The 20,287-nt window shown below is 58.2% G+C and carries 22 protein-coding genes; 12 read left to right on the plus strand and 10 right to left on the minus strand.

Going from position 1 to position 20,287, the window contains the following annotated elements:
* Positions 1-64: 64 nt before the first annotated feature.
* Positions 65-2,632, minus strand: a complete 2,568-nt coding sequence (gene mutS, locus AC3ISI_RS05420) for a DNA mismatch repair protein MutS (protein WP_489337626.1) — start codon at positions 2,630-2,632, stop codon at positions 65-67.
* Positions 2,633-2,844: 212 nt separating this feature from the next.
* On the opposite strand from mutS, the gene AC3ISI_RS05425 reads away from it, so the two are divergent.
* From AC3ISI_RS05425 to recX, 5 genes are all read left to right on the plus strand, one after another.
* Positions 2,845-3,579 (plus strand): LexA family transcriptional regulator, encoded by a 735-nt coding sequence (locus AC3ISI_RS05425; protein ID WP_489335799.1) that lies wholly within the window; start codon positions 2,845-2,847, stop codon positions 3,577-3,579.
* A 266-nt stretch (positions 3,580-3,845) separates the two neighbouring features.
* Positions 3,846-4,196 (plus strand): phage holin family protein, encoded by a 351-nt coding sequence (locus AC3ISI_RS05430; RefSeq protein WP_489335801.1) that lies wholly within the window; start codon positions 3,846-3,848, stop codon positions 4,194-4,196.
* Positions 4,197-4,344: 148 nt separating this feature from the next.
* A complete protein-coding gene (locus AC3ISI_RS05435; RefSeq protein WP_489335802.1) occupies positions 4,345-4,845 on the plus strand; it encodes a CinA family protein in 501 nt (166 codons plus the stop codon).
* A gap of 83 nt (positions 4,846-4,928) precedes the next feature.
* Positions 4,929-5,981, plus strand: coding sequence for a recombinase RecA (gene recA, locus AC3ISI_RS05440; protein ID WP_007947175.1), 1,053 nt, complete (start codon positions 4,929-4,931; stop codon positions 5,979-5,981).
* Positions 5,982-5,989: 8 nt separating this feature from the next.
* Positions 5,990-6,457 carry a recombination regulator RecX gene (gene recX / locus AC3ISI_RS05445; RefSeq protein ID WP_489335803.1) on the plus strand — a complete coding sequence of 156 codons (468 nt, stop codon included), beginning with the start codon at positions 5,990-5,992 and terminating at the stop codon, positions 6,455-6,457.
* A gap of 44 nt (positions 6,458-6,501) precedes the next feature.
* Here the strand turns inward: recX and AC3ISI_RS05450 are convergent, their stop codons facing one another.
* Entirely contained in the window at positions 6,502-7,620 is a 1,119-nt protein-coding gene (locus AC3ISI_RS05450; protein WP_489335804.1) for an LOG family protein, read from the minus strand.
* Positions 7,621-7,982: 362 nt separating this feature from the next.
* On the opposite strand from AC3ISI_RS05450, the gene AC3ISI_RS05455 reads away from it, so the two are divergent.
* On the plus strand, positions 7,983-8,177 hold the full coding sequence (locus AC3ISI_RS05455) for a hypothetical protein (RefSeq protein ID WP_489335805.1): 195 nt from the start codon (positions 7,983-7,985) through the stop codon (positions 8,175-8,177).
* On the opposite strand, the gene AC3ISI_RS05460 is transcribed toward AC3ISI_RS05455, so the two are convergent.
* Positions 8,178-8,600, minus strand: a complete 423-nt coding sequence (locus AC3ISI_RS05460) for a PA3611 family quorum-sensing-regulated virulence factor (protein WP_489335806.1) — start codon at positions 8,598-8,600, stop codon at positions 8,178-8,180. It abuts the gene before it with no gap.
* 188 nt (positions 8,601-8,788) lie between these two features.
* On the opposite strand from AC3ISI_RS05460, the gene AC3ISI_RS05465 reads away from it, so the two are divergent.
* From AC3ISI_RS05465 to AC3ISI_RS05475, 3 genes are all read left to right on the plus strand, one after another.
* Positions 8,789-9,547 carry a tRNA-uridine aminocarboxypropyltransferase gene (locus AC3ISI_RS05465; protein ID WP_489335807.1) on the plus strand — a complete coding sequence of 253 codons (759 nt, stop codon included), beginning with the start codon at positions 8,789-8,791 and terminating at the stop codon, positions 9,545-9,547.
* Between the two features lie 197 nt (positions 9,548-9,744).
* Positions 9,745-10,395, plus strand: coding sequence for a response regulator transcription factor ErdR (gene erdR, locus AC3ISI_RS05470; protein WP_477790332.1), 651 nt, complete (start codon positions 9,745-9,747; stop codon positions 10,393-10,395).
* 75 nt (positions 10,396-10,470) lie between these two features.
* On the plus strand, positions 10,471-10,833 hold the full coding sequence (locus AC3ISI_RS05475; RefSeq protein ID WP_034149863.1) for a diacylglycerol kinase: 363 nt from the start codon (positions 10,471-10,473) through the stop codon (positions 10,831-10,833).
* Here the strand turns inward: AC3ISI_RS05475 and AC3ISI_RS05480 are convergent.
* A complete protein-coding gene (locus AC3ISI_RS05480) occupies positions 10,830-11,756 on the minus strand; it encodes a LysR family transcriptional regulator (protein WP_007947183.1) in 927 nt (308 codons plus the stop codon). The two genes, AC3ISI_RS05475 and AC3ISI_RS05480, sit on opposite strands and share 4 nt — an antisense overlap.
* A 122-nt stretch (positions 11,757-11,878) precedes the next feature.
* Here AC3ISI_RS05480 and fpr point away from each other — a divergent pair, with 122 nt between their 5' ends.
* Complete coding sequence (gene fpr / locus AC3ISI_RS05485; protein WP_008054100.1) at positions 11,879-12,658, plus strand: ferredoxin-NADP reductase; 780 nt, start codon at positions 11,879-11,881, stop codon at positions 12,656-12,658.
* A gap of 188 nt (positions 12,659-12,846) precedes the next feature.
* Here the strand turns inward: fpr and tsaA are convergent, their stop codons facing one another.
* The 5 genes from tsaA to rimO all read right to left on the minus strand — a co-directional run bounded on the left by tsaA (position 12,847) and on the right by rimO (position 17,121).
* On the minus strand, positions 12,847-13,545 hold the full coding sequence (gene tsaA / locus AC3ISI_RS05490) for a tRNA (N6-threonylcarbamoyladenosine(37)-N6)-methyltransferase TrmO (protein WP_489335809.1): 699 nt from the start codon (positions 13,543-13,545) through the stop codon (positions 12,847-12,849).
* Positions 13,546-13,750: 205 nt separating this feature from the next.
* Positions 13,751-14,221: a YehS family protein gene (locus AC3ISI_RS05495; RefSeq protein ID WP_223512306.1), complete on the minus strand. Its 471-nt coding sequence runs from the start codon at positions 14,219-14,221 to the stop codon at positions 13,751-13,753.
* 76 nt (positions 14,222-14,297) lie between these two features.
* Positions 14,298-15,008 (minus strand): rRNA pseudouridine synthase, encoded by a 711-nt coding sequence (locus AC3ISI_RS05500; RefSeq protein WP_489335810.1) that lies wholly within the window; start codon positions 15,006-15,008, stop codon positions 14,298-14,300.
* Between the two features lie 190 nt (positions 15,009-15,198).
* Complete coding sequence (locus AC3ISI_RS05505; protein ID WP_489335811.1) at positions 15,199-15,672, minus strand: GNAT family N-acetyltransferase; 474 nt, start codon at positions 15,670-15,672, stop codon at positions 15,199-15,201.
* A 111-nt stretch (positions 15,673-15,783) separates the two neighbouring features.
* Positions 15,784-17,121 carry a 30S ribosomal protein S12 methylthiotransferase RimO gene (gene rimO / locus AC3ISI_RS05510; RefSeq protein ID WP_489335812.1) on the minus strand — a complete coding sequence of 446 codons (1,338 nt, stop codon included), beginning with the start codon at positions 17,119-17,121 and terminating at the stop codon, positions 15,784-15,786.
* Between the two features lie 289 nt (positions 17,122-17,410).
* Here rimO and AC3ISI_RS05515 point away from each other — a divergent pair, with 289 nt between their 5' ends.
* The gene (locus AC3ISI_RS05515; RefSeq protein ID WP_489335813.1) at positions 17,411-19,312 is read left to right on the plus strand and encodes a potassium transporter Kup; all 1,902 of its coding nucleotides are present in this window, start codon (positions 17,411-17,413) and stop codon (positions 19,310-19,312) included.
* A 162-nt stretch (positions 19,313-19,474) separates the two neighbouring features.
* Positions 19,475-19,633 (plus strand): hypothetical protein, encoded by a 159-nt coding sequence (locus AC3ISI_RS05520; protein WP_489335814.1) that lies wholly within the window; start codon positions 19,475-19,477, stop codon positions 19,631-19,633.
* A 230-nt stretch (positions 19,634-19,863) separates the two neighbouring features.
* On the opposite strand, the gene AC3ISI_RS05525 is transcribed toward AC3ISI_RS05520, so the two are convergent.
* Positions 19,864-20,190, minus strand: a complete 327-nt coding sequence (locus tag AC3ISI_RS05525) for a DUF3077 domain-containing protein (RefSeq protein ID WP_489335815.1) — start codon at positions 20,188-20,190, stop codon at positions 19,864-19,866.
* Positions 20,191-20,287 lie beyond the last annotated feature (97 nt).

A 20,287-nucleotide genomic window follows, 5' to 3' on the forward strand; every position in this document is an offset into this window, starting at 1 on the left:
GCCAGGCTATTAGCCAGCAGCATCCCAAACCGCGCGAGATTCTAACAGCTTGTAGGCAAGTGCGTTAGATCCGGTTCTTTAGTGCATAGAGCATTTCGAGCGCACGACGTGGCGTCATGTCGTCCAGATCCAGCTTGGCCAGGTCATCCAGCACTGGGTGGGGCAGGCTGGCGAACATATCGCTTTGCTGTGGCGCGGCCGGTTTGCCCTTTGCAGGTGCAGGAATTTCATGGGGCAGAGCGGTGGCTTCCAGGCGACCCAAGTGCTCGCGAGCACGCACAATCACTTCGCTCGGCACGCCGGCCAGTTGCGCTACGGCCAGGCCGTAACTCTGACTGGCAGGCCCAGGCAGCACGTGGTGCAGGAACACGATGCGTTCGTTGTGCTCGGTGGCATTGAGGTGAACGTTGGCCACCAGCGGTTGCGCCTCCGGTAGCACCGTCAGCTCAAAATAGTGGGTGGCGAACAGCGTGTAAGCGCGCAGATGTGCCAGTCGTTCAGCGGCCGCCCAGGCCAGGGACAGGCCATCGAAGGTGCTGGTGCCACGACCGACTTCGTCCATCAGCACCAGGCTGCGTTCGGTAGCGTTATGTAAAATGTTCGCGGTTTCGCTCATTTCAACCATGAAGGTCGAGCGGCCACCTGCCAAGTCATCGCTGGAACCGATCCGGGTGAAAATCCGGTCCACCAGGGACAGTTCACAACTGGCCGCCGGCACAAAACTGCCGATATGAGCGAGCAACACGATCAACGCGGTCTGACGCATGTAGGTGGATTTACCGCCCATGTTCGGGCCGGTGATCACCAGCATCCGAGTGTTATCGTCGAGGCTCAGGTCGTTGGCCACGAACGGCGTGCTTAGCACTTGCTCCACCACCGGGTGACGACCCTGGGTGATGCGCATGCAGGGCTCGCTGACAAAACGCGGGCAATTCAAGTCGAGGTTCAGGGCGCGTTCAGCCAGGTTGCTCAATACGTCCAGCTCGGCCAGCGCGGCGGCGGTGTCCTGCAGTGGCGGCAATTGGGCGATCAGGTCTTCGAGCAGCGCTTCGTAGAGCATTTTCTCGCGGGCCAGTGCACGGCTTTTGGCCGACAGTGCCTTGTCTTCGAACGCCTTGAGTTCCGGGGTAATGAAACGTTCGGCACCTTTCAACGTCTGGCGGCGGATATAGTCTGCCGGCGCGGACTCAGCCTGTTTGCTCGGCAACTCGATGAAGTAACCGTGAATGCGGTTGTAGCCGACCTTAAGGTGCGACAGGCCGGTGCGCGCTTTTTCGCGAGCTTCCAGATCAATCAGGAACTGCCCGGCGTTTTCGCTGAGCGATTGCAGATCATCGAGTTCGCTGTCGTAACCGGTTTTCAGCACCCCACCGTCACGGATGACCGCTGGTGGATTGTCGATAATGGCTTTTTCCAGCAGGGCCGCCAGTTCCGGATACGTGCCGGTGGTCTTGGCCAGTTGAATGATGTGCGGCGCTTCAAGCTCAGTCATCGCCACCTGCAACTCAGGCAACGCACCCAGCGCATCGCGCAGACGAGCAAGGTCGCGAGGGCGGGCGTTGCGCAGGCCGATCCGCGCCAGAATCCGCTCGATGTCGCCGATTTCCTTGAGTTGCGGTTGCAGTTTCTCGAAGCGGTAGCCGTCGAGCAGGCACGTGATCGAAGTCTGACGTGCCAGTAATACGGTCAAATCCCGCAGCGGACGGTTCAACCAACGGGTCAGCAAGCGGCTGCCCATGGCGGTCTGGCAGCGATCGACCACCGATTGCAGGGTGTTGTCGCGACCACCGGCCAGGTTGGTGTCCAGTTCCAGGTTGCGACGGCTGGCGCCGTCCAGCACCACGGTGTCATCCAGGCGCTCGTGACGCAGGCTGCGCAAGTGCGGCAGGGCGGTGCGTTGAGTTTCCTTGGCGTAGCTGAGCAGGCAACCGGCGGCGCCGATGGCCAGGGTCAGGTTCTCGCAGCCAAAGCCTTTCAGGTCCTGGGTGGAGAACTGCTGACAAAGACTTTTGAGCGCCGAGTCACGCTCAAAATCCCACGGTGCACGGCGACGGACCCCACGACGTTTTTCCGCGGGAAGGTCCTTTGGCCAATCGTCCGGGATCATCAGCTCGACCGGATTGACCCGTTCCAGTTCCGCCAGCAGGTTTTCCCAGCCCTTTATTTCCAGCACCGTAAAATTGCCACTGGTGATGTCGAGCACGGCCAGACCGAACAGGCGCTCGTCACCCAGCACCGCTGCGATCAGGTTGTCCCGACGCTCATCCAGCAGCGCTTCATCACTGACCGTGCCCGGCGTGATGATCCGCACCACCTGACGATCCACCGGCCCTTTACTGGTCGCCGGATCACCCACTTGCTCACAAATCACCACCGACTCGCCGAGCTTGACCAGTTTCGCCAGGTAACCTTCCGCCGCGTGGTAAGGAATCCCACACATCGGAATCGCCTGGCCCGCCGACTGCCCACGGGCGGTCAGGGTAATGTCCAGCAACTTGGCGGCTTTCTTCGCGTCTTCATAGAAGATCTCGTAGAAGTCGCCCATGCGGTAGAACATTAACTGGTCGGGGTGCTGGTTCTTCAGGCGCCAGTACTGCTGCATCATCGGCGTGTGGGAAGACAGATCGGAGATGGCTTTATTCATCGGAAATTCAGGAAAACTCGTTGAAAGGTGTAGGGCAAGGTAGGGGCATTGGCCCGGCTTTTCCGCAATGGGCGCAAGATTACCATGGGCGGTCCGCCCGACGCAGGCATGAAAGCCCTGCGTCACATTTCTGCTGGATATGCACTAAATATGCAAAACGGCATTTGTTTTCGGCAAAAAGAACACGCACTATTCGCGTTATGCAAAAGCGCAATGTTTCTACCGTCTTAAGAGCACTGCTCGATCAACACGGGATCTCCCCCACGGAGCTTCACCGTCGCACCGGCGTGCCTCAATCCACACTCTCGCGGATCCTTGGCGGAAAGATCGTCGATCCTTCGGACAAACACATCTCGAAGATTGCCGAGTACTTCGCCGTCAGCACTGATCAGTTGCGTGGCCGCGCGGATGTGTCGGTGGGCGCCAATAAGAGGCGCGAAGCAGTGCATTCCGAACTCAAGGATATAAGTCTGTGGGACGACGATACGCCCGTCGATGACGATGAGGTGTCGGTCCCCTTTCTTCGTGAGGTTGAATTGGCTGCAGGATCAGGACGATTCGTCATCGAAGAGAGCGAGCGCTCTAGCTTGCGCTTCGGAAAGCGTAGTTTGCGCCACAATGGTGTGCAATTTGATCAGGCAAAATGCGTGACGGTACGCGGCAACAGCATGTTGCCGGTGTTGCGCGATGGTGCAACCGTTGGCGTGAACGCCGGCAAGTGCGGGATTGGCGATATTGTTGATGGCGACCTTTATGCGATCAACCATAACGGTCAATTGCGCGTGAAACAGCTTTATCGCCTGCCGACCGGGATTCGCCTGCGCAGCTTCAACCGCGATGAGCACCCGGACGAGGACTACACCTTCCAGGAAGTCCAGGAAGAGCAGATCGTCATTCTTGGTCACGTATTCTGGTGGGGCATGTACGCGCGCTAACCTCAGCAGTTTCAGATTAAAACCGCCATTCAGCGGTTTTTTTCGCCTTTAGTAAACCGCCTGCCCCTTTGTTTGTCGGGATCTATATGCATCAATGCATTTGCTGTGAGTGGTTAAATGCATTTGCGCATTGACTGTATATGCATCCATGCATATTCTTCGTCTCAAGCCGCTCAACAAGGCGGCCCTGAACTGGCGTCAATGGTTCAGAGGGGGGCTACAGACCGTTTGAAAGAGCCCTTAACACTCACACCAGGAGGTGAGACATGACAATTGAGCAACACGCATTGCTGGACATTCCGAGCTGGCTCGTCATCGTCCTTGCCCTGGTGGGTGGGGTATGTGGCGAAATGTGGCGTGCCGACAAGGACGGTGCTCGCGGCTGGTCACTTCTGCGGCGTCTGGCATTGCGCTCGGGGGCCTGCATGATCTGCGGGATCTCGGCCATCATGTTGCTGTATTCCGCAGGCATGTCGATCTGGACCGCAGGGGCTTTTGGATGTCTAACCGCAATGGCCGGAGCAGACGTCGCCATCGGGCTATACGAACGCTGGGCTGCCAAGCGGATTGGCGTCTGCGAAGTGCCGCCGCGCGATTCTCGTCCTGATCAGCAGTGAACTGGCGTCGCCTGACTGCCTTGCAGGCTTGTCACGCCTATATCAGAGCCTTCGCACCCTCACATTTTGATTGATCCTGCGTCTTGCAAGCGCGATACGCTCGTGTACGGTAGTTCTAAATCCGCTTCCGTTCGCTCAGGAGATGACCGTGAAAGAAATCACCCAACTGGCCGCTGAACTGGGCAGGCGCCTGCAGGTTCTCAATGCCCACGTCACGGCAGCCGAGTCCTGCACTGGTGGCGGCATCTCGGAGGCGATCACTCGCATCCCGGGGAGTTCGGCGTGGTTCGAGGCCGGTTACGTCACCTACTCCAACCGACAGAAAACCCAGCAGTTGAATGTTCCGCTCGAGTTGTTTTCGACCGTGGGCGCGGTCAGTCGCGAGGTGGTCGAGGCGATGGTGCGAGGGGCACAGGAAAAAAGCCGGGCGCATTTTGCTGTGGCTGTCAGTGGTGTGGCGGGGCCGGATGGCGGTTCTCCGAGTAAACCGGTGGGCACGGTCTGGCTGGCCTGGGGGGTTGGCGAGCGGGTGTTCAGTGAAGAGCAACACTTCGCCGGTAATCGCGATGAGGTCCGCCGACAAACGGTGAAGGCCGCGCTAGAGGGGCTGCTGCGCCATGCTGCCGTAGAAATCTCAAATCAGGGGTAGGCGATCCTGAAACGCTGTGGAATAATACTGGCTACTTATACAGGTGTTGGCCGTCAGGCCTTATTGATTACGTGAGGACTTTAATGGACGACAACAAGAAGAAAGCCTTGGCTGCGGCCCTGGGTCAGATCGAACGTCAATTCGGCAAGGGTGCCGTAATGCGTATGGGCGATCAGGACCGTCAGGCGATCCCGGCTATCTCCACTGGCTCTCTGGGGCTGGACATCGCGCTCGGCATTGGCGGTCTGCCAAAAGGTCGTATCGTTGAAATCTACGGTCCTGAATCCTCCGGTAAAACCACACTGACACTGTCCGTGATCGCCCAGGCTCAAAAAGCCGGCGCGACCTGCGCATTCGTCGACGCCGAACACGCCCTTGATCCTGAGTACGCCGGCAAGCTGGGCGTGAACGTCGACGACCTGCTGGTTTCCCAGCCGGACACCGGCGAACAGGCTCTGGAAATCACCGACATGCTGGTGCGTTCCAACGCCGTTGACGTGATCATCGTCGACTCCGTCGCCGCTCTGGTGCCAAAGGCAGAAATCGAAGGTGAAATGGGCGACATGCACGTCGGCCTGCAAGCTCGTCTGATGTCCCAGGCGCTGCGTAAAATCACCGGTAACATCAAGAACGCCAACTGCCTGGTGATCTTCATCAACCAGATCCGTATGAAAATCGGCGTGATGTTCGGCAGCCCGGAAACCACCACCGGTGGTAACGCGCTGAAGTTCTACGCTTCGGTTCGTCTGGACATCCGTCGTACTGGCGCGGTGAAAGAAGGTGATGAAGTCGTCGGTAGTGAAACCCGCGTCAAAGTCGTGAAGAACAAAGTGGCTTCGCCATTCCGTCAGGCCGAGTTCCAGATCCTTTACGGCAAAGGCATCTACCTCAATGGCGAGATGATCGACCTGGGTGTTCTGCACGGTTTTGTTGAGAAATCCGGCGCCTGGTACGCTTACAACGGCACCAAGATCGGTCAGGGCAAGGCCAACTCGGCCAAGTTCCTGGCGGACAACCCGGAAATCGCCGCGACGCTTGAGAAGCAACTGCGTGACAAGTTGCTGACCCCGGCGCCGGATGTCAAAGCATCGCCAGTCAAAGAGACTGCTGATGACCTGGCTGACGCTGATATCTGATTGATCCGATGACCGCCGTACTCGATACACTCGTCGCGGTGCGGCGATCCGCAATGGACCTGCTCGCACGACGCGAGCACGGTCGAGTCGAGCTGACGCGTAAACTGCGTCAGCGTGGCGCCCTCCCTGAAATGATCGACACTGCACTCGACCGCTTGACGGAAGAGGGCTTGCTCTCCGAATCCCGTTACCTCGAAAGCTTTGTTTCCTACCGTGCCCGTTCCGGTTATGGGCCTTTGCGTATTCGCGAGGAGCTTGGCCAGCGAGGCCTGCAACGTGCCGATATTGAACTTGCGTTACGCGAGAGCGGTATCAACTGGCAGGAGCAACTGGAGGATACCTGGCGGCGTAAATTTTCCGGGCAACTGCCGATAGACGCGCGGGAGCGTGCCAAGCAGGGGCGCTTCCTGAGTTATCGGGGATATTCCATGGAGATGATCGGCCGCTTGTTCAGTGGCCGGGGAATGGATGATTGATAAAAAGTGGCCCACTATTTCGATAGCGGGCCATTTTTTTTGCCTCAAGTCACCTTTGAAGGCTCTCGCGTGCGTTGTTGCGCTAGAGGTTTGGAGTGGGCCCAGTTTTCCGGCAGGTTGATGTAGTCCACCAGTTCGCGCAGCCGGCCATGATCACGTGCATTGAAGTTGAAGGCCAGTCGCGCCAGGTGGCTGAACTGCGCTTCGTCGTGCTCCTCACCGCTGTAGACGTGCTGATGAAAACGGTCGCTCAGGCGCAGGTCGGCAAATGCCTCCTGCATGTGATCGAGTGCTTGATCGCTGAGCGTGTGGTTCATGCGAATCACAAACTGCTGCTTGAGCCAGCGGCTGGAGTGGAAGTTGCTGTAGAACTGGTTGATCTGCTCCACCGCTTCTTCCGCGCTGTAGACCAGGCTCACGAGCTTCATGTCGGTCGGCAGGATGTAGCGATTTTCCTCCAGTTGATGGTGAATGAAGTCCAGCGCGCCTTGCCAGAACTTGCCTCCCGGCGCGTCCAGCAATACCACTGGCACCAACGGACTTTTGCCGGTCTGAATCAATGTCAGCACTTCCAGCGCCTCATCCAGGGTGCCGAAACCGCCTGGGCACAGGACTAGCGCATCGGCTTCCTTGACGAAGAACAGCTTGCGGGTAAAAAAGAAGTGGAAGGGCAGCAGATTGGCGGTGCCTTGCACGGTAGGGTTGGCGTGTTGCTCGAAGGGCAGGGTGATATTGAAGCCCAGGCTGTGCTCCCTGCCAGCCCCTTCGTGCGCCGCCGCCATGATGCCGCCGCCAGCGCCGGTAATGACCATTAGGTCCGAGCGCGCCAGCGCGGCGCCCAGTTCTCGGGCCAGACCATACAGCGGGTGTTCGATCGGTGTTCGGGCCGAGCCGAACACGGTGACTTTACGCCGGCCACGGAACTGCTCGAGTACACGGAAGGCGTGCTCCAGTTCGCGCAGCGCTTGAAGGGTGATCTTGGCATTCCAGCGGTTGTGATCTTCTTGAGCCATGCGTAGCACGGTCAGGATCATGTCGCGGTAGATAGGGATGTTGGGGCTGTTGGGTGAAACCAGGTTGAGTTGCTCTTCAACCTTGCTGGTGAGGTCGTGGCCGCTTTCTTCAAAATGACGGCTAAGCAGGTCATTCGGTTGGTAAGGCATCAATTTCTCCTTCCATACAGGCTGTGTTTTCCCTTGGGTGAAGGAAACATTCGCACCATAAAACGTGTCTCTGGTAGCTCCTTTCCAGTCCGTAAAAGTGAATGGGAACACTATGAATCTAGACCCTCGCGACGGTTTGCGCTGCCATGATCATTGCGCCGCAAAGTCTTTCCTGGCAACCGCTTATTGACTATTTGCAAAGTGAATTCACCGCTCGTCTGAAGGCGAGCCGAGTGTCCAGCGCTCTGATTTACTAAGCTAAAGGTGTGACACGACAACTTTGCGTCAAGGGCAGGGCGCGCGATTCAAGAAATTGAAGGATTTTCGCTCAAACAGGGCGAGGAGCAAGGAGGCGGGACGCTATGACCAGGGTCATTCTGGAGATCGATACGCAACTGTATCGAGTGCTCAAGTCATCGGCCGAGACCCACCATGTGAGTCTCGAAGAAGAGTGCTGCCGACGCCTGGAGGAGGCTAAGCGACGGTCAAGTTACCTACAGGCATTGCTGGCAGAACTGCGCGCCGAGGATGAACAGCGGCGCGCCAATTTCGAGTGATTACTTTTTCTTCTTGGCCGGTTGCAGGCAATCTGATTCCTTGAAGCGCTCACTGGCCACCGGACGGTTGGTTTTAACCTCGGTGAATTCGTAGCGCATGGTCGCACCCTTGGCCATCAGCTTGCGAAAGCCCGGGTTGTTGCACACGGTGGACCCCAGCTGGAAGTAAACCGCTTTTGGGTCGGCGCGCATCTTGTCGGCGTGACTGCTCTGGACGCTGAGGTGATTGATCAGCTCGGTGCCTTCGACGGTGTAACCCTGATCGAGAATGTCTTCGTTGATCGCCCGTGGAGTGCCGACGCTGCTCTGACTGGCAACGGTTTGCAGCATTTTGTTCAGTTCCGTGTCTTTCAAGGACGCGGCCTGAGCGCTGAAGGACGACGCCAGCAGAATGGCGGCGGTGGGAACGATAAGGCGCAGCATGAAACTCTCCTGGTTCAGTGACTGGTGCTTCGACCCGTCACATGACTGTGCGTTCAGTGGCGGCGAATTATAGGGGACGCGCTCCGGACGGTACAGGCTTGCGCCGGCGGCTCTGATAAACTGACGCCACTTTTGCCCTGCCGAGTGCTTTTCGTGTCGATTTTCTTCTCCTGCCGGCGCTGCCCGCGATGAACACTGCCACCCCACACTTTGCTGCCAACGCCGTAGCCCGCTTGCGCGATGCGCGAGAGGAAGAGGGTATCAAGCCGATTCAGGCCCGAGGTTGGAGGGCACCGCGTTGCCGTGCCTGCCGTGTGATCGAGAGCCATTGCCTGTGCGCCTGGCGCCCGCAAGTCCAGGCGCGCTCGGGTGTGTGCCTGATCATGACGAACAAGGAAGTGTTCAAACCGAGTAACACCGGTTGGCTGATTGCCGATGTGGTGCGCGACAACCATGCGTTCATCTGGTCGCGTAAAGAGGTTGATGAACAACTGCTGGCCCTGCTGGACGACCCACAGTGGCAGCCGTATCTGGTGTTTCCGGGGGAGTACGTCGAACCGGAACGTGTCACCAACAGCGTCGACACGGACAATTCAAAGCGTCCGCTATTCATTCTTCTGGACGCCACCTGGACAGAAGCGCGAAAGATTTTCCGCAAAAGCCCCTATTTTGATCGCCTGCCGATCCTGAGCCTGCTGCCCGAGAAGCTGTCGCGATACCGGTTGCGCAGGTCGACCCGCAGCGAGCATTTGTGCACAGCCGAAGTGGCCGCATTGTGTCTCGATCTGGCGGGAGATACGGCAGCCGCTTCGGCACTGGACGCTTATTTTGACGTGTTCAGCCAGCATTACCTCGACGCGAAACATCAGCTGGACATGAACGTTGCAACGCCAGCTCACGCCGAACTGATGCCCTTCGTGCAAAGGTCGGCCCCGGTCATCTGCTGATTGTCGCCCATACTGCAAAGAACTGTACTGCCCATGCACCTTGACCACCCCGGCTTCGCTGGGCATGCTTGGCGCCGATTGGGGCGCGGCCAGGTTTGATACGCCGTTTTGATACGCAATTGGCGTTGAATGTGCCCCCGTTGGTGCTGCTCCGTGGCTGTGCCTTGAGTCGTTTGAAAAACAGGATCATTTGAAAGATGGCCACATACGAAATCCTGATTGCCGATGATCACCCGCTGTTTCGTAGCGCGCTGCACCAGGCCGTCACCCTGGGTCTGGGGCCGGACGTTCGTCTGGTGGAAGTGGCGAGCATTGCCGAGCTGGAAGCCCGCCTGGGTGAAAAATCTGATTGGGATCTGGTGCTGCTGGACCTGAACATGCCCGGCGCCTACGGTTTTTCCGGGCTCGTGCTGTTGCGCGGTCAGTACCCGCAAATTCCAGTGGTGATGGTGTCGGCGCAGGAAGAAGCGTCGATTATGGTCAAGTCCCGTGAGTTCGGCGCCAGTGGGTTCATTCCAAAATCCAGCGACCTGAGTGTCATCCAGAAAGCTGTACGCGCCGTGCTCGACGGCGATGTATTCTGGCCACCTCAGGCGTTTGAAGCGGTCAGTGTTTCCGATGAGGCCAAGGCGGCCAGTGAGGGCCTCGCGAGCCTGACACCTCAGCAGTTCCGGGTGTTGACCATGGTCTGTGAAGGCTTGCTGAACAAACAGATTGCTTACGAGCTGAGCGTCTCCGAAGCGACGATCAAGGCCCACGTTACAGCGATTTTCCGCAAACTGAATGTGCGGACCCGAACGCAGGCAGCGTTGCTCTTGCAACAACTTGAGTCAATTCCGAGCCACTAAGCGGCTACATGTTCACGCTTTTTTGACTTTGCTTCATCTAGCGTTCCCACTCCTATCTGGTCAGTTGCCTACTCTATGTCACCTTTCAAAGGCCAAACCGGCCTAAAACGCATCCTCAATGCCTCCGGTTATTCGCTGGATGGCCTGCGCGCAGCTTTCACCGGTGAAGCGGCTTTTCGGCAACTGGTGTTGCTCAACGTCATCCTGATTCCGCTTTCGTTCTTCTTGAACGTCAGCCGCGTCGAGCAGGCGCTGCTGATCGCTGTCTGCCTGTTGGCACTGATCGTCGAGTTGCTGAACTCGGCGGTGGAGGCGGCCATCGATCGTATTTCTCTCGAATTGCATCCGCTGTCGAAAAACGCCAAGGACATGGGCAGCGCTGCTCAGTTCGTGGCGTTGACCATGATCGCGCTGGTCTGGGCCGTCATCCTGCTTTAAGCGATGTTTGGCAGAACGATCTCGTCGCTGCGCTGAACCCCTGCGGTGAAAGCGCGGCACAGGTCGAGGAATTCGCGCATCGCCGAGGTCTGATATTTCTGTTTGTGCCAGATGAAATAGAATTGCCGCGCCAGGTCCAGATCCGGTGTCTCCACCGGCACCAGGCTGCCACGGCGAATGGCATCGCGTAGCGCCAGCCGCGAAATACAACCAATCCCCAATCCCGACTCGACGGCGCGCTTGATCGCTTCAGTGTGTTCAAGCTCAAGACGGATGTTCAGCGCGCTGTGATGGTGGCGCATGGCCTGGTCGAAGGTCAGCCGCGTGCCAGAGCCTTGCTCTCGCAATATCCACGCCTCGTGACTCAGCTCCTCCATGGTCGCGATACCGCGTTTGGCCAGTGGATGCTGAGGGGCGCAAAACACCACCAGTTCATCCTCGACCCAACTCTGCACTTCGATGTCCGGATGGCTGCAGTCGCCTTCGATTAGACCCAGATCAATTTCATAGTGGGCCACTTGCTGCACGATATTGGCCGTGTTTTGCACGTGCAGCTTCACCTGGCTTTCCGGATGGCGCTGCATGAAGCTGCCGATCAGCAAGGTGGCCAGGTAATTGCCTATGGTCAGGGTCGCGCCGACCGCTAATGAGCCGAAACCGGTCTTGCCGTTGAGCAGGTCTTCGATTTCCTTGGACTGATCGAGCAGTGCCACCGCTTGTGGCAGCAGCTGTTTGCCCAAGGCATTAAGGCTCAGCCGTTTGCCGGCGCGGTCGAACAGCTGGCAGCTGGACTGGCGCTCCAGTTCGGTGATCGAGGTGCTCGCCGCCGATTGCGACAGGTTCAGCAAGCCCGCAGCACGGGATACGCTTTCCTGCTGGGCGACGGCGACGAATACTTGAAGTTGACGGAGAGTAAATCGCATATCTATATAACCGATAACCCTTATCTTAATAATCCATTTAACAGATATTGTCTCTGCCTTTAGAATGCGATGCAATTGCGCACATCAATGGCGCAGGCAAAATCTCCAGGAGTCCCACGTACATGAGCAACATGAACCACGAGCGTGTCCTCAGTGTTCATCACTGGAACGACACTCTGTTCAGCTTCAAGTGCACCCGCGATCCGGGCCTGCGCTTCGAGAACGGTCAGTTCGTGATGATCGGCCTGCAACAGCCCAACGGCCGCCCGCTTATGCGCGCTTACTCGATCGCCAGCCCGAACTGGGAAGAACATCTCGAGTTCTTCAGCATCAAAGTGCCTGATGGTCCGCTGACTTCCCAGTTGCAGCATCTGAAGGAAGGCGACGAGATCATCATCAGCAAGAAGCCTACCGGCACGCTGGTGCTGGATGACTTGAAGCCAGGCAAACATTTGTACCTGCTCAGCACCGGTACCGGTCTGGCGCCGTTCATGAGCGTCATCCAGGACCCGGAAACCTACGAGCGTTTCGAAAAAGTGATCCTGTGCCACGGCGTGCGTTACGTCAACGAAGTCGCCTACCGCGAATTCATCACCGAGCACCTGCCGCAGAACGAGTTCTTTGGTGATGCCCTGCGTGACAAGTTGATCTACTACCCGACCGTGACCCGCGAGCCGTTCGAGAACGAAGGCCGCCTGACCGACCTGATGCGCAGCGGCAAGCTGTTCAGCGACATCGGCCTGCCTCCGATCAACCCGCAGGACGACCGCGCCATGTTGTGCGGTAGCCCGAGCATGCTCGATGAGACCAGCGAAGTGTTGAACAGCTTCGGCCTGAAAGTTTCGCCACGGATGCGCGAGCCGGGTGATTACCTGATCGAGCGAGCGTTCGTCGAGAAGTGACCGTAGATCACTTGTAGGGGCTGGCTTGTGTAGGAGCTGGCTTGCCAGCGAAGACAGTCTGTCTGTTGGCGATAATGCCGGCAGACAAACCGCTATCGCTTGCAAGCCAGCTCCTACAATCGACGTGTAGCGCAAAGAAAAGCCCGCGTTGTCTGAAAAGGCAGCGTGAGCTTTTTTAATTCTGGCGTTTAAATGTTCGCGAAAATCACTTCGAGGACACGAATCACCCCAGCCTCCGGATAATGCCAACGCACATCCAGGTCCCAGAACTGTGCGCCGTATTCCCGTTCGGGCGTCGGCGTCTGGTACGCCGGACGCGGATCTTGTGCCAAGCATTGCTCGATCAGCTCAACCAGCGGCTCTTCAAGGCGCTGAGCATGGCCATGAGCCTGTTGGAGCGCTGCATCCGCCCACTGCACGGGAATCAGCTGCGGCGCGGCGCTGGCGATGCTGTTGGAGGCGTTGTCGATGATGTCGGCATAAGGCACGTAGGGTTTGATGTCGAGAATCGGCGTGCCGTCCAACAGGTCGATGCCGGATATCCACAGGCGATTGGCTTCGACCTTGTCCAGCTTGACCACGGATTGGCCGATGCCATTGGGGCGATGGGTGGCGCGGGTGGCGAATACACCCATGGATTTATTGCCGCCCAAGCGAGGCGGGCGGACTTTGAGCCGCGGTTTTTCTTCCAGTGCCTGATGGAACAGGAACAGCAACCAGACGTGACTGACCTGCTCAAGGCCTTGTACTGCATCCCCCTGATCAAACGGTGCGACCAACTCCAGAACACCGCGAGCGGCCGGGGCCAGTTGCGGCTGGCGCGGGATGGCGAACTTCTCCTTGAAACAGGAGCGCACGAAGCCGATGGGGGAAACGCTGTAAGTCATGGTCTGGGTCGAAGCGGGGAGAGGGCGGGCATGATAACCCGGGCAGCCACAGGATCGTTGGTGCCTGTCATTCCGTCATCGCGGGCGAGACACGCTCCTGTAGGAGCTGGCTAGCCAGCGATGGTCGTAAACGACAACGCGTGTTGACCGAATAAACGCGCTGCTTTTGATTCCTTCGCTGGCAGCCAGCTCCTACGGGGGGCGCTTACTGCGGACGAACGCGCAGGGTCAGGCCTTTGAGGAAGTTGCGCAGCAACTGGTCGCCACAGGTGCGGTAGTTGGTGTGGCCGAACTTGCGGAACAGAGCGCTCAATTCAGGCTTGGATACCGGGAATTCGGCGGCCTTGAGGATCGCGTGCATGTCATCTTCTTTCAGTTCGAAGGCCACGCGCAGTTTTTTCAGGATGATGTTGTTGGTCACCGGGATTTCGATCGGCTGCGGCGGACGGCTTTCGTCCTTGCCACGTTTGAAGATCACCAGGCCATCAAGGAAGTGCGCCATGACGTCGTCCGGGCAGCGGACGAAGCCTTCCTCGTCTTCCTCTTTCTTGTCGAGGTACGTCAGCAGGTCGGCGAGGGTCACGTCCATGCCGCCGAGCTTGATGATCTCGATGACTTTCTTGTCGCTGATGTCCAGCATGTAGCGAACGCTGCGCAATACGTCGTTGTGAATCATGGTGTGCAATCCTGATATTCAGCAGTGGGCGCCGCATCAGACAGCGGCGCCGGAATGTGTGGCGGCGGGAGAAGTCTTAGAACTTCTCTTTGCCGGACAGGTAGCGCCATTGTCCCAGCGGCACTTTGCCGATGGACACGCCGCCGATGCGGATGCGGCGGATAGCGACGACCTTCAGGCCTACGGCCTGGCAAAACAGGGCGATCACGCCCGGTTGCGGGTTCTTCATCGCAAAACGCAGGCGGTTTTCGTTCTGCCAGCTGGCTTTGACTGGCGGCAGTTCCTTGCCCTTGTAGGTCAGGCCGTGGTTCAGGCGGTTGAGGCCGTGAGCCACCATGTCACCTTCAACCTCGACCACATATTCTTGCTCGATCTTGCTGGCATCGGCAGTGAGCTTGCGCAGGATCTTCCAGTCCTGGGTGAACACCAGCAACCCACTGGCGTTGGCCTGCAGGTCGGTGCTGGCGGTCAGGCGCAGGAAATGGCCCTTGAGCGGACGTTTGCTGAAGCGGTGTTCGTCGCTCAGGGTCTCGGCGCTCAGAGTGGCCATGGCGGTGTCCGCGTCCATGCCCACGGGCACGTTCAACAGGATAGTCACCGGCTCTGGCGCAGTGGCCTTGGCTTCTGGATCGAGCTCGACTTTTTGCGTGTCGACCTTGAACTGCGGCTCGTCGATGACTTCACCGTCCACGGTCACCCAGCCGCCCTCGATGAACAGCTCAGCCTCCCGACGGGAACAGCCGACGAGTTCGATGAGGCGTTTGGAGAGACGAATCGGGTCAGTCATGACAGGGCCGTAACAAAAAAGGGGTGGGCATTGTACCTGCCTGGCGCCGGTTAATCCCGGCTCCATTTGCAAGGTATGTCTTTTTGTGGGAGCGAGCCTGCTCGCGAAAGCGGTAGATCAGTCAATTTATCTGTTGAATGACAGACCGCATTCGCGAGCAGGCTCGCTCCCACACGTGTTTCGCGCTATGTCAGCCGTGCTGTGAGACCTGTTGATTTTGGCGCAAGCGCATGTGCAGCAGCGGATAAGGCTGGCCCATGCCGTCAAATTCGGAGCGTCCGATCACTTCAAAGCCTTGTTTGAAATAGAACCCCAGCGCTTGTGAGTTCTGTTCGTTGACGTCCAGTTGATCGGCATTCAGGTGTTCCAGGGCATAGCGTAGCAATTGTTTGCCCAGGCCCTGGCCGCGGTGAGCCGGATCGATGAAGAGCATTTCGATCTTGCCGGCAGCGACCCCGGCGAATCCGGTGATGCGCTGGCGCGGGTCTTTGGTGCAAATCAGCATCACAGCATCGAGGTAACGAGTCAGTACCAGTTCCTTGAGCAGCTGGATGTAACTGTTCGGCAGAAAGTCATGGGTGGCGCGCACCGAGGCTTCCCAGACTCGGGCGAGTTCTTCGTAGTCACTTTGTTTCGGTGTGTGGATGACCGAATGATGGCGCATGGCCGGATGCCCTATGTGCGTTAATTATGCGAGTCCTTTCTCCCCCAAACGATAGACGTAAAAAAGCCCCGCATCTCGTCAAGAGAGCGGGGCTTTGCGTATTTTTTGCGTTTAGATCTGTTCAGCCCACAGGTCGTACTCGTCGGCGTCGGTCACTTTGCACCAGACTTTGTCGCCCGGCTTCAAGTTGCTGCCATTGTCGATGAACACATTACCGTCGATTTCCGGGGCATCGAAGAAGCAGCGGCCAACGGCGCCTTGCTCGTCGACTTCGTCCACCAGCACTTCGATTTCACGGCCGATGCGCATTTGCAGGCGCGCCGAGCTGATCGCTTGCTGGTGCGCCATGAAACGGTCCCAACGGTCTTGCTTGACGTCGTCCGGCACGATGGCCGCGTCCAGCAGGTTGGCGGGGGCGCCTTCGACTGGCGAGTACTGGAAGCAGCCGACGCGGTCGAGTTGGGCTTCGGTCAGCCAGTCCAGCAGGTACTGGAAGTCTTCTTCGGTTTCGCCTGGGAAGCCGACGATGAAGGTCGAACGGATGATCAGGTCCGGGCAGATCTCGCGCCAGTTCTTGATGCGCGCCAGGGTCTTGTCTTCGAAAGCCGGGCGTTTCATGGCTTTGAGGACTTTTGGGCTGGCATGCTGGAACGGGATGTCCAGGTACGGCAGGATTTTGCCGGCGGCCATCAACGGAATCAGTTCGTCGACGTGCGGGTACGGGTAAACGTAATGCAGACGAACCCAGACGCCGAGGGTGCTCAAGGCTTCGCAGAGTTCGGTCATGCGGGTTTTTACCGGCGCGCCGTTCCAGAAACCGGTGCGGTATTTCACATCAACGCCGTAAGCGCTGGTGTCTTGGGAGATCACCAGCAACTCTTTGACGCCGGCCTTGACCAGGCGCTGGGCCTCATCGAGCACGTCACCGACCGGACGGCTGACCAGTTTGCCGCGCATCGACGGGATGATGCAGAAGCTGCAGCTGTGGTTGCAGCCTTCGGAAATCTTCAGATAAGCGTAGTGACGCGGGGTCAGCTTGATGCCTTGCGGCGGCACCAGGTCGATCAGCGGGTTGTGATCCTGACGCGGCGGCACGGCGTCGTGCACGGCGTTGACTACTTGCTCGTACTGCTGCGGACCGGTCACGGCCAGCACGCTTGGGTGGACGTTACGAATGGCGCCTTCTTCGACGCCCATGCAGCCGGTCACGATGACCTTGCCGTTTTCCTTGATGGCTTCGCCGATCACTTCCAGAGATTCAGCCTTGGCCGAGTCGATGAAGCCGCAGGTGTTGACCACCACGACATCAGCGTCCTGATAGGTGGACACAACGTCATAGCCTTCCATGCGCAGCTGGGTAAGGATGCGCTCGGAGTCGACCAGTGCTTTAGGGCAACCCAGGGATACGAAGCCAACCTTTGGATTGGCCGGCGCAGGAGTGGTGGACATGTCTAACCTCGGTATTTGTGACGCCTCCAGCCGAAGTCGGCAAGGCGACAAACGGGCGCTTTGTCGCGCCTCTGATCAAAAAGTGCGCAATTCTAGCGATGAGTCGTTCACTTGACCAGCTTTATGCAGGGAAATACGACGAGTGCTGCGCTATGCTTCGCGCCGTTAGGCTTTATCGAATTTTTACAGTCAACGAAACGTCTGTAACCATAAGTAAAACAGCGCATGCTGCGTGGCAAAGCATAGTGCTTCTTCTAAAGAAGTCCGGTCTGGGTAGTAGGAGTGGTGGATGGGTCAGGCAAGTAGTCAGGCAGCGAGCGCCGGGCATTCGGCGACGAAGCCGATCGGCATGCTGGTCGCGGCGGTCGGGGTGGTTTATGGCGATATCGGCACGAGCCCGCTGTACACCCTCAAAGAAGTGTTTTCCGGTGGCTATGGCGTGCCGGTCAACCATGACGGCGTGCTTGGGATACTGGCGCTGATCTTCTGGTCGCTGATTTGGGTCGTCTCGATCAAATACATGATGTTCGTGCTGCGCGCCGACAACCAGGGCGAAGGCGGAATCATGGCGCTGACCGCGCTGGCCAGGCGGGCGGCGGCGGGGCATCCGAAGTTGCGCACCTTGCTGGTGGTCTGCGGGCTAATCGGTGCGGCGCTGTTCTACGGTGACAGCATGATCACCCCGGCGATTTCCGTCCTCTCGGCCATTGAAGGTCTGGGGTTGGCGTTCGAGGGCATCGATCATTGGGTCGTCCCGTTGTCGTTGATCGTGCTGGTGGCGCTGTTCCTGATCCAGAGCCACGGTACGGCGCGCATCGGCATTCTGTTCGGGCCGATCATGGTCACTTGGTTTGTGGTGCTGGGCGCGCTGGGCGTCTACGGCATCATGCAGCACCCGGAAGTGTTGCAAGCGATGAATCCGGTCTGGGGCGTGCGCTTCTTCGTGGTTCATCCGGGCATGGGCGTGGCGATTCTCGGCGCGGTGGTGCTGGCGTTGACCGGCGCCGAAGCGCTGTACGCCGACATGGGTCACTTTGGTCGTAAGCCGATTGCGCGTGCCTGGTTCATCCTTGTGCTGCCAGCGCTGGTGCTGAACTACTTTGGTCAGGGCGCGCTGTTGCTCGGTGACCCGGAAGCGGCTCGCAACCCGTTCTATCTGTTGGCGCCAAGCTGGGCGCTGATTCCATTGGTCGGCTTGTCGACCCTGGCCACGGTAATTGCCTCGCAGGCGGTGATTTCCGGTGCGTTCTCCCTGACCCGTCAGGCGATCCAGCTCGGCTACATCCCACGCATGCACATCCGGCACACCTCCAGCGCCGAACAAGGCCAGATCTATATCGGCGCGGTGAACTGGGCGCTGATGGTCGGTGTGATTCTGTTGGTGTTGGGTTTTGAATCCTCCGGTGCCCTGGCCTCGGCCTACGGCGTGGCGGTGACGGGCACAATGCTGATGACCACCATCCTGGTGTCGGTGGTGATGTTGCTGCTGTGGAAATGGCCACCGATCCTTGCGGTGCCGTTATCGATCGGTTTCCTGCTGGTCGACGGTCTGTACTTCGCCGCCAACGTGCCGAAAATTGCCCAGGGCGGTGCTTTCCCGGTGATCGCCGGTATTGCGCTGTTCGTGCTGATGACCACCTGGAAGCGCGGCAAGCAATTGCTGGTGGAGCGTATGGACGAGGGTGGGCTGCCACTGCCGATCTTCATTAGCAGTATCGCCGTACAACCACCGCATCGCGTGCAGGGCACCGCCGTATTCCTGACCGCTCGTCCGGATGCCGTGCCTCACGCGCTGTTGCACAACCTGCTGCATAACCAGGTGCTGCACGAGCAAGTGGTGCTGCTGACGGTGGTCTACGAAGACATCCCGCGGGTACCGCCGACGCGGCGCTTCGAAGTCGATTCCTACGGCGAAGGGTTCTTCCGGGTGATCTTGCATTTTGGCTTCGTCGACGAACCGGACGTGCCGCAAGCGCTGAAACTGTGTCACCTCGATGACCTGGACTTCAGCCCGATGCGCACCACCTACTTCCTCAGCCGCGAGACGGTTATCGCCTCCAAGCTCGAAGGCATGGCCCGTTGGCGAGAGGGGTTGTTTGCGTTCATGTTGAAGAACGCCAATGGGAATTTGCGGTTCTTTAATCTGCCGCTGAATCGGGTGATTGAGCTCGGTACTCAGGTAGAAATGTAAGCCCCAACAAAAAGCCCCTGTTGCCGTGAAGGTAGCGGGGGCTTTTTTGTGTCTGGATTTTTCTTATGTTTCTCGACTGTTGGCTTTGATCTATGTTCCGTCGACGCAATATTTTGCGATCACATAGGCGTGCATGCGCACGATAGTGAGGGAGAGGTGAGTATGGAGGCAGAGATCAACGTCGATGTGCAGCAGAAAATGCTCGATGAGCTTGAGGGGCTTCGGATTGAAACTGTAACCCGGGAGCGACTGACTGGTTTTGATCAAGCCGAGGCGGTTAGTCACGATGATTTGCGGGCTCGGTACACGCAAAAAGACTGACGGAGCGGTTCAGAAGGGATTGGCGTCCGTGTTTTTTTGCACCTCAGCAAATTCCGTTGGTGCATGAAGAACCCTGTGGGAGCGAGCCTGCTCGCGAATGCGGTCTGTCAGATACATCAATGGTGAATGTCAGCCTGCTTTCGCGAGCAGGCTCGCTCCCACAGGGGAGTTGCGGTGTCTGCTGAAATGAAAAAGCCGCGTGATTACGCGGCTTTTTCGTTTCTGTGGGCTTACTTGCTTTCAGGCAGCTCTTCTTCGGATTCGGTCTTTGTCCGGGCTGGTCGCGGTGTCAGAACCTTCAACACATCATCAATTACTGCCTTACCCATCGCCGTCAGGTAATGCGCGGCCCAGGCGTGGCGATCTGTGTCTTTTGCGTAGGCGGCATCCTCGGCGAATGATTTGCCAAGGAAGAGGAGGTCGGAGGCTTGGGACAATGCTTCGACGATGGGGACGCCGGCGCGGACGTTGAATAGCGCTTGATCCGAGCAGTAGATGAGGGGGGTGAAGCCGATGGTTTTTAATTCTGAAATCGCGGGCGGGTTTGTTTTGTGCACGGTATAGCTCCTTAGTTTGAGGAACTGCCATTTCCGTTACCACACGAAAGGGAGGCAGCTGTACGCAGGGTGGTAAACCGGGAAACTAGGAAACCGG

The organism is Pseudomonas sp. GL_139_B, assembly GCF_057834475.1.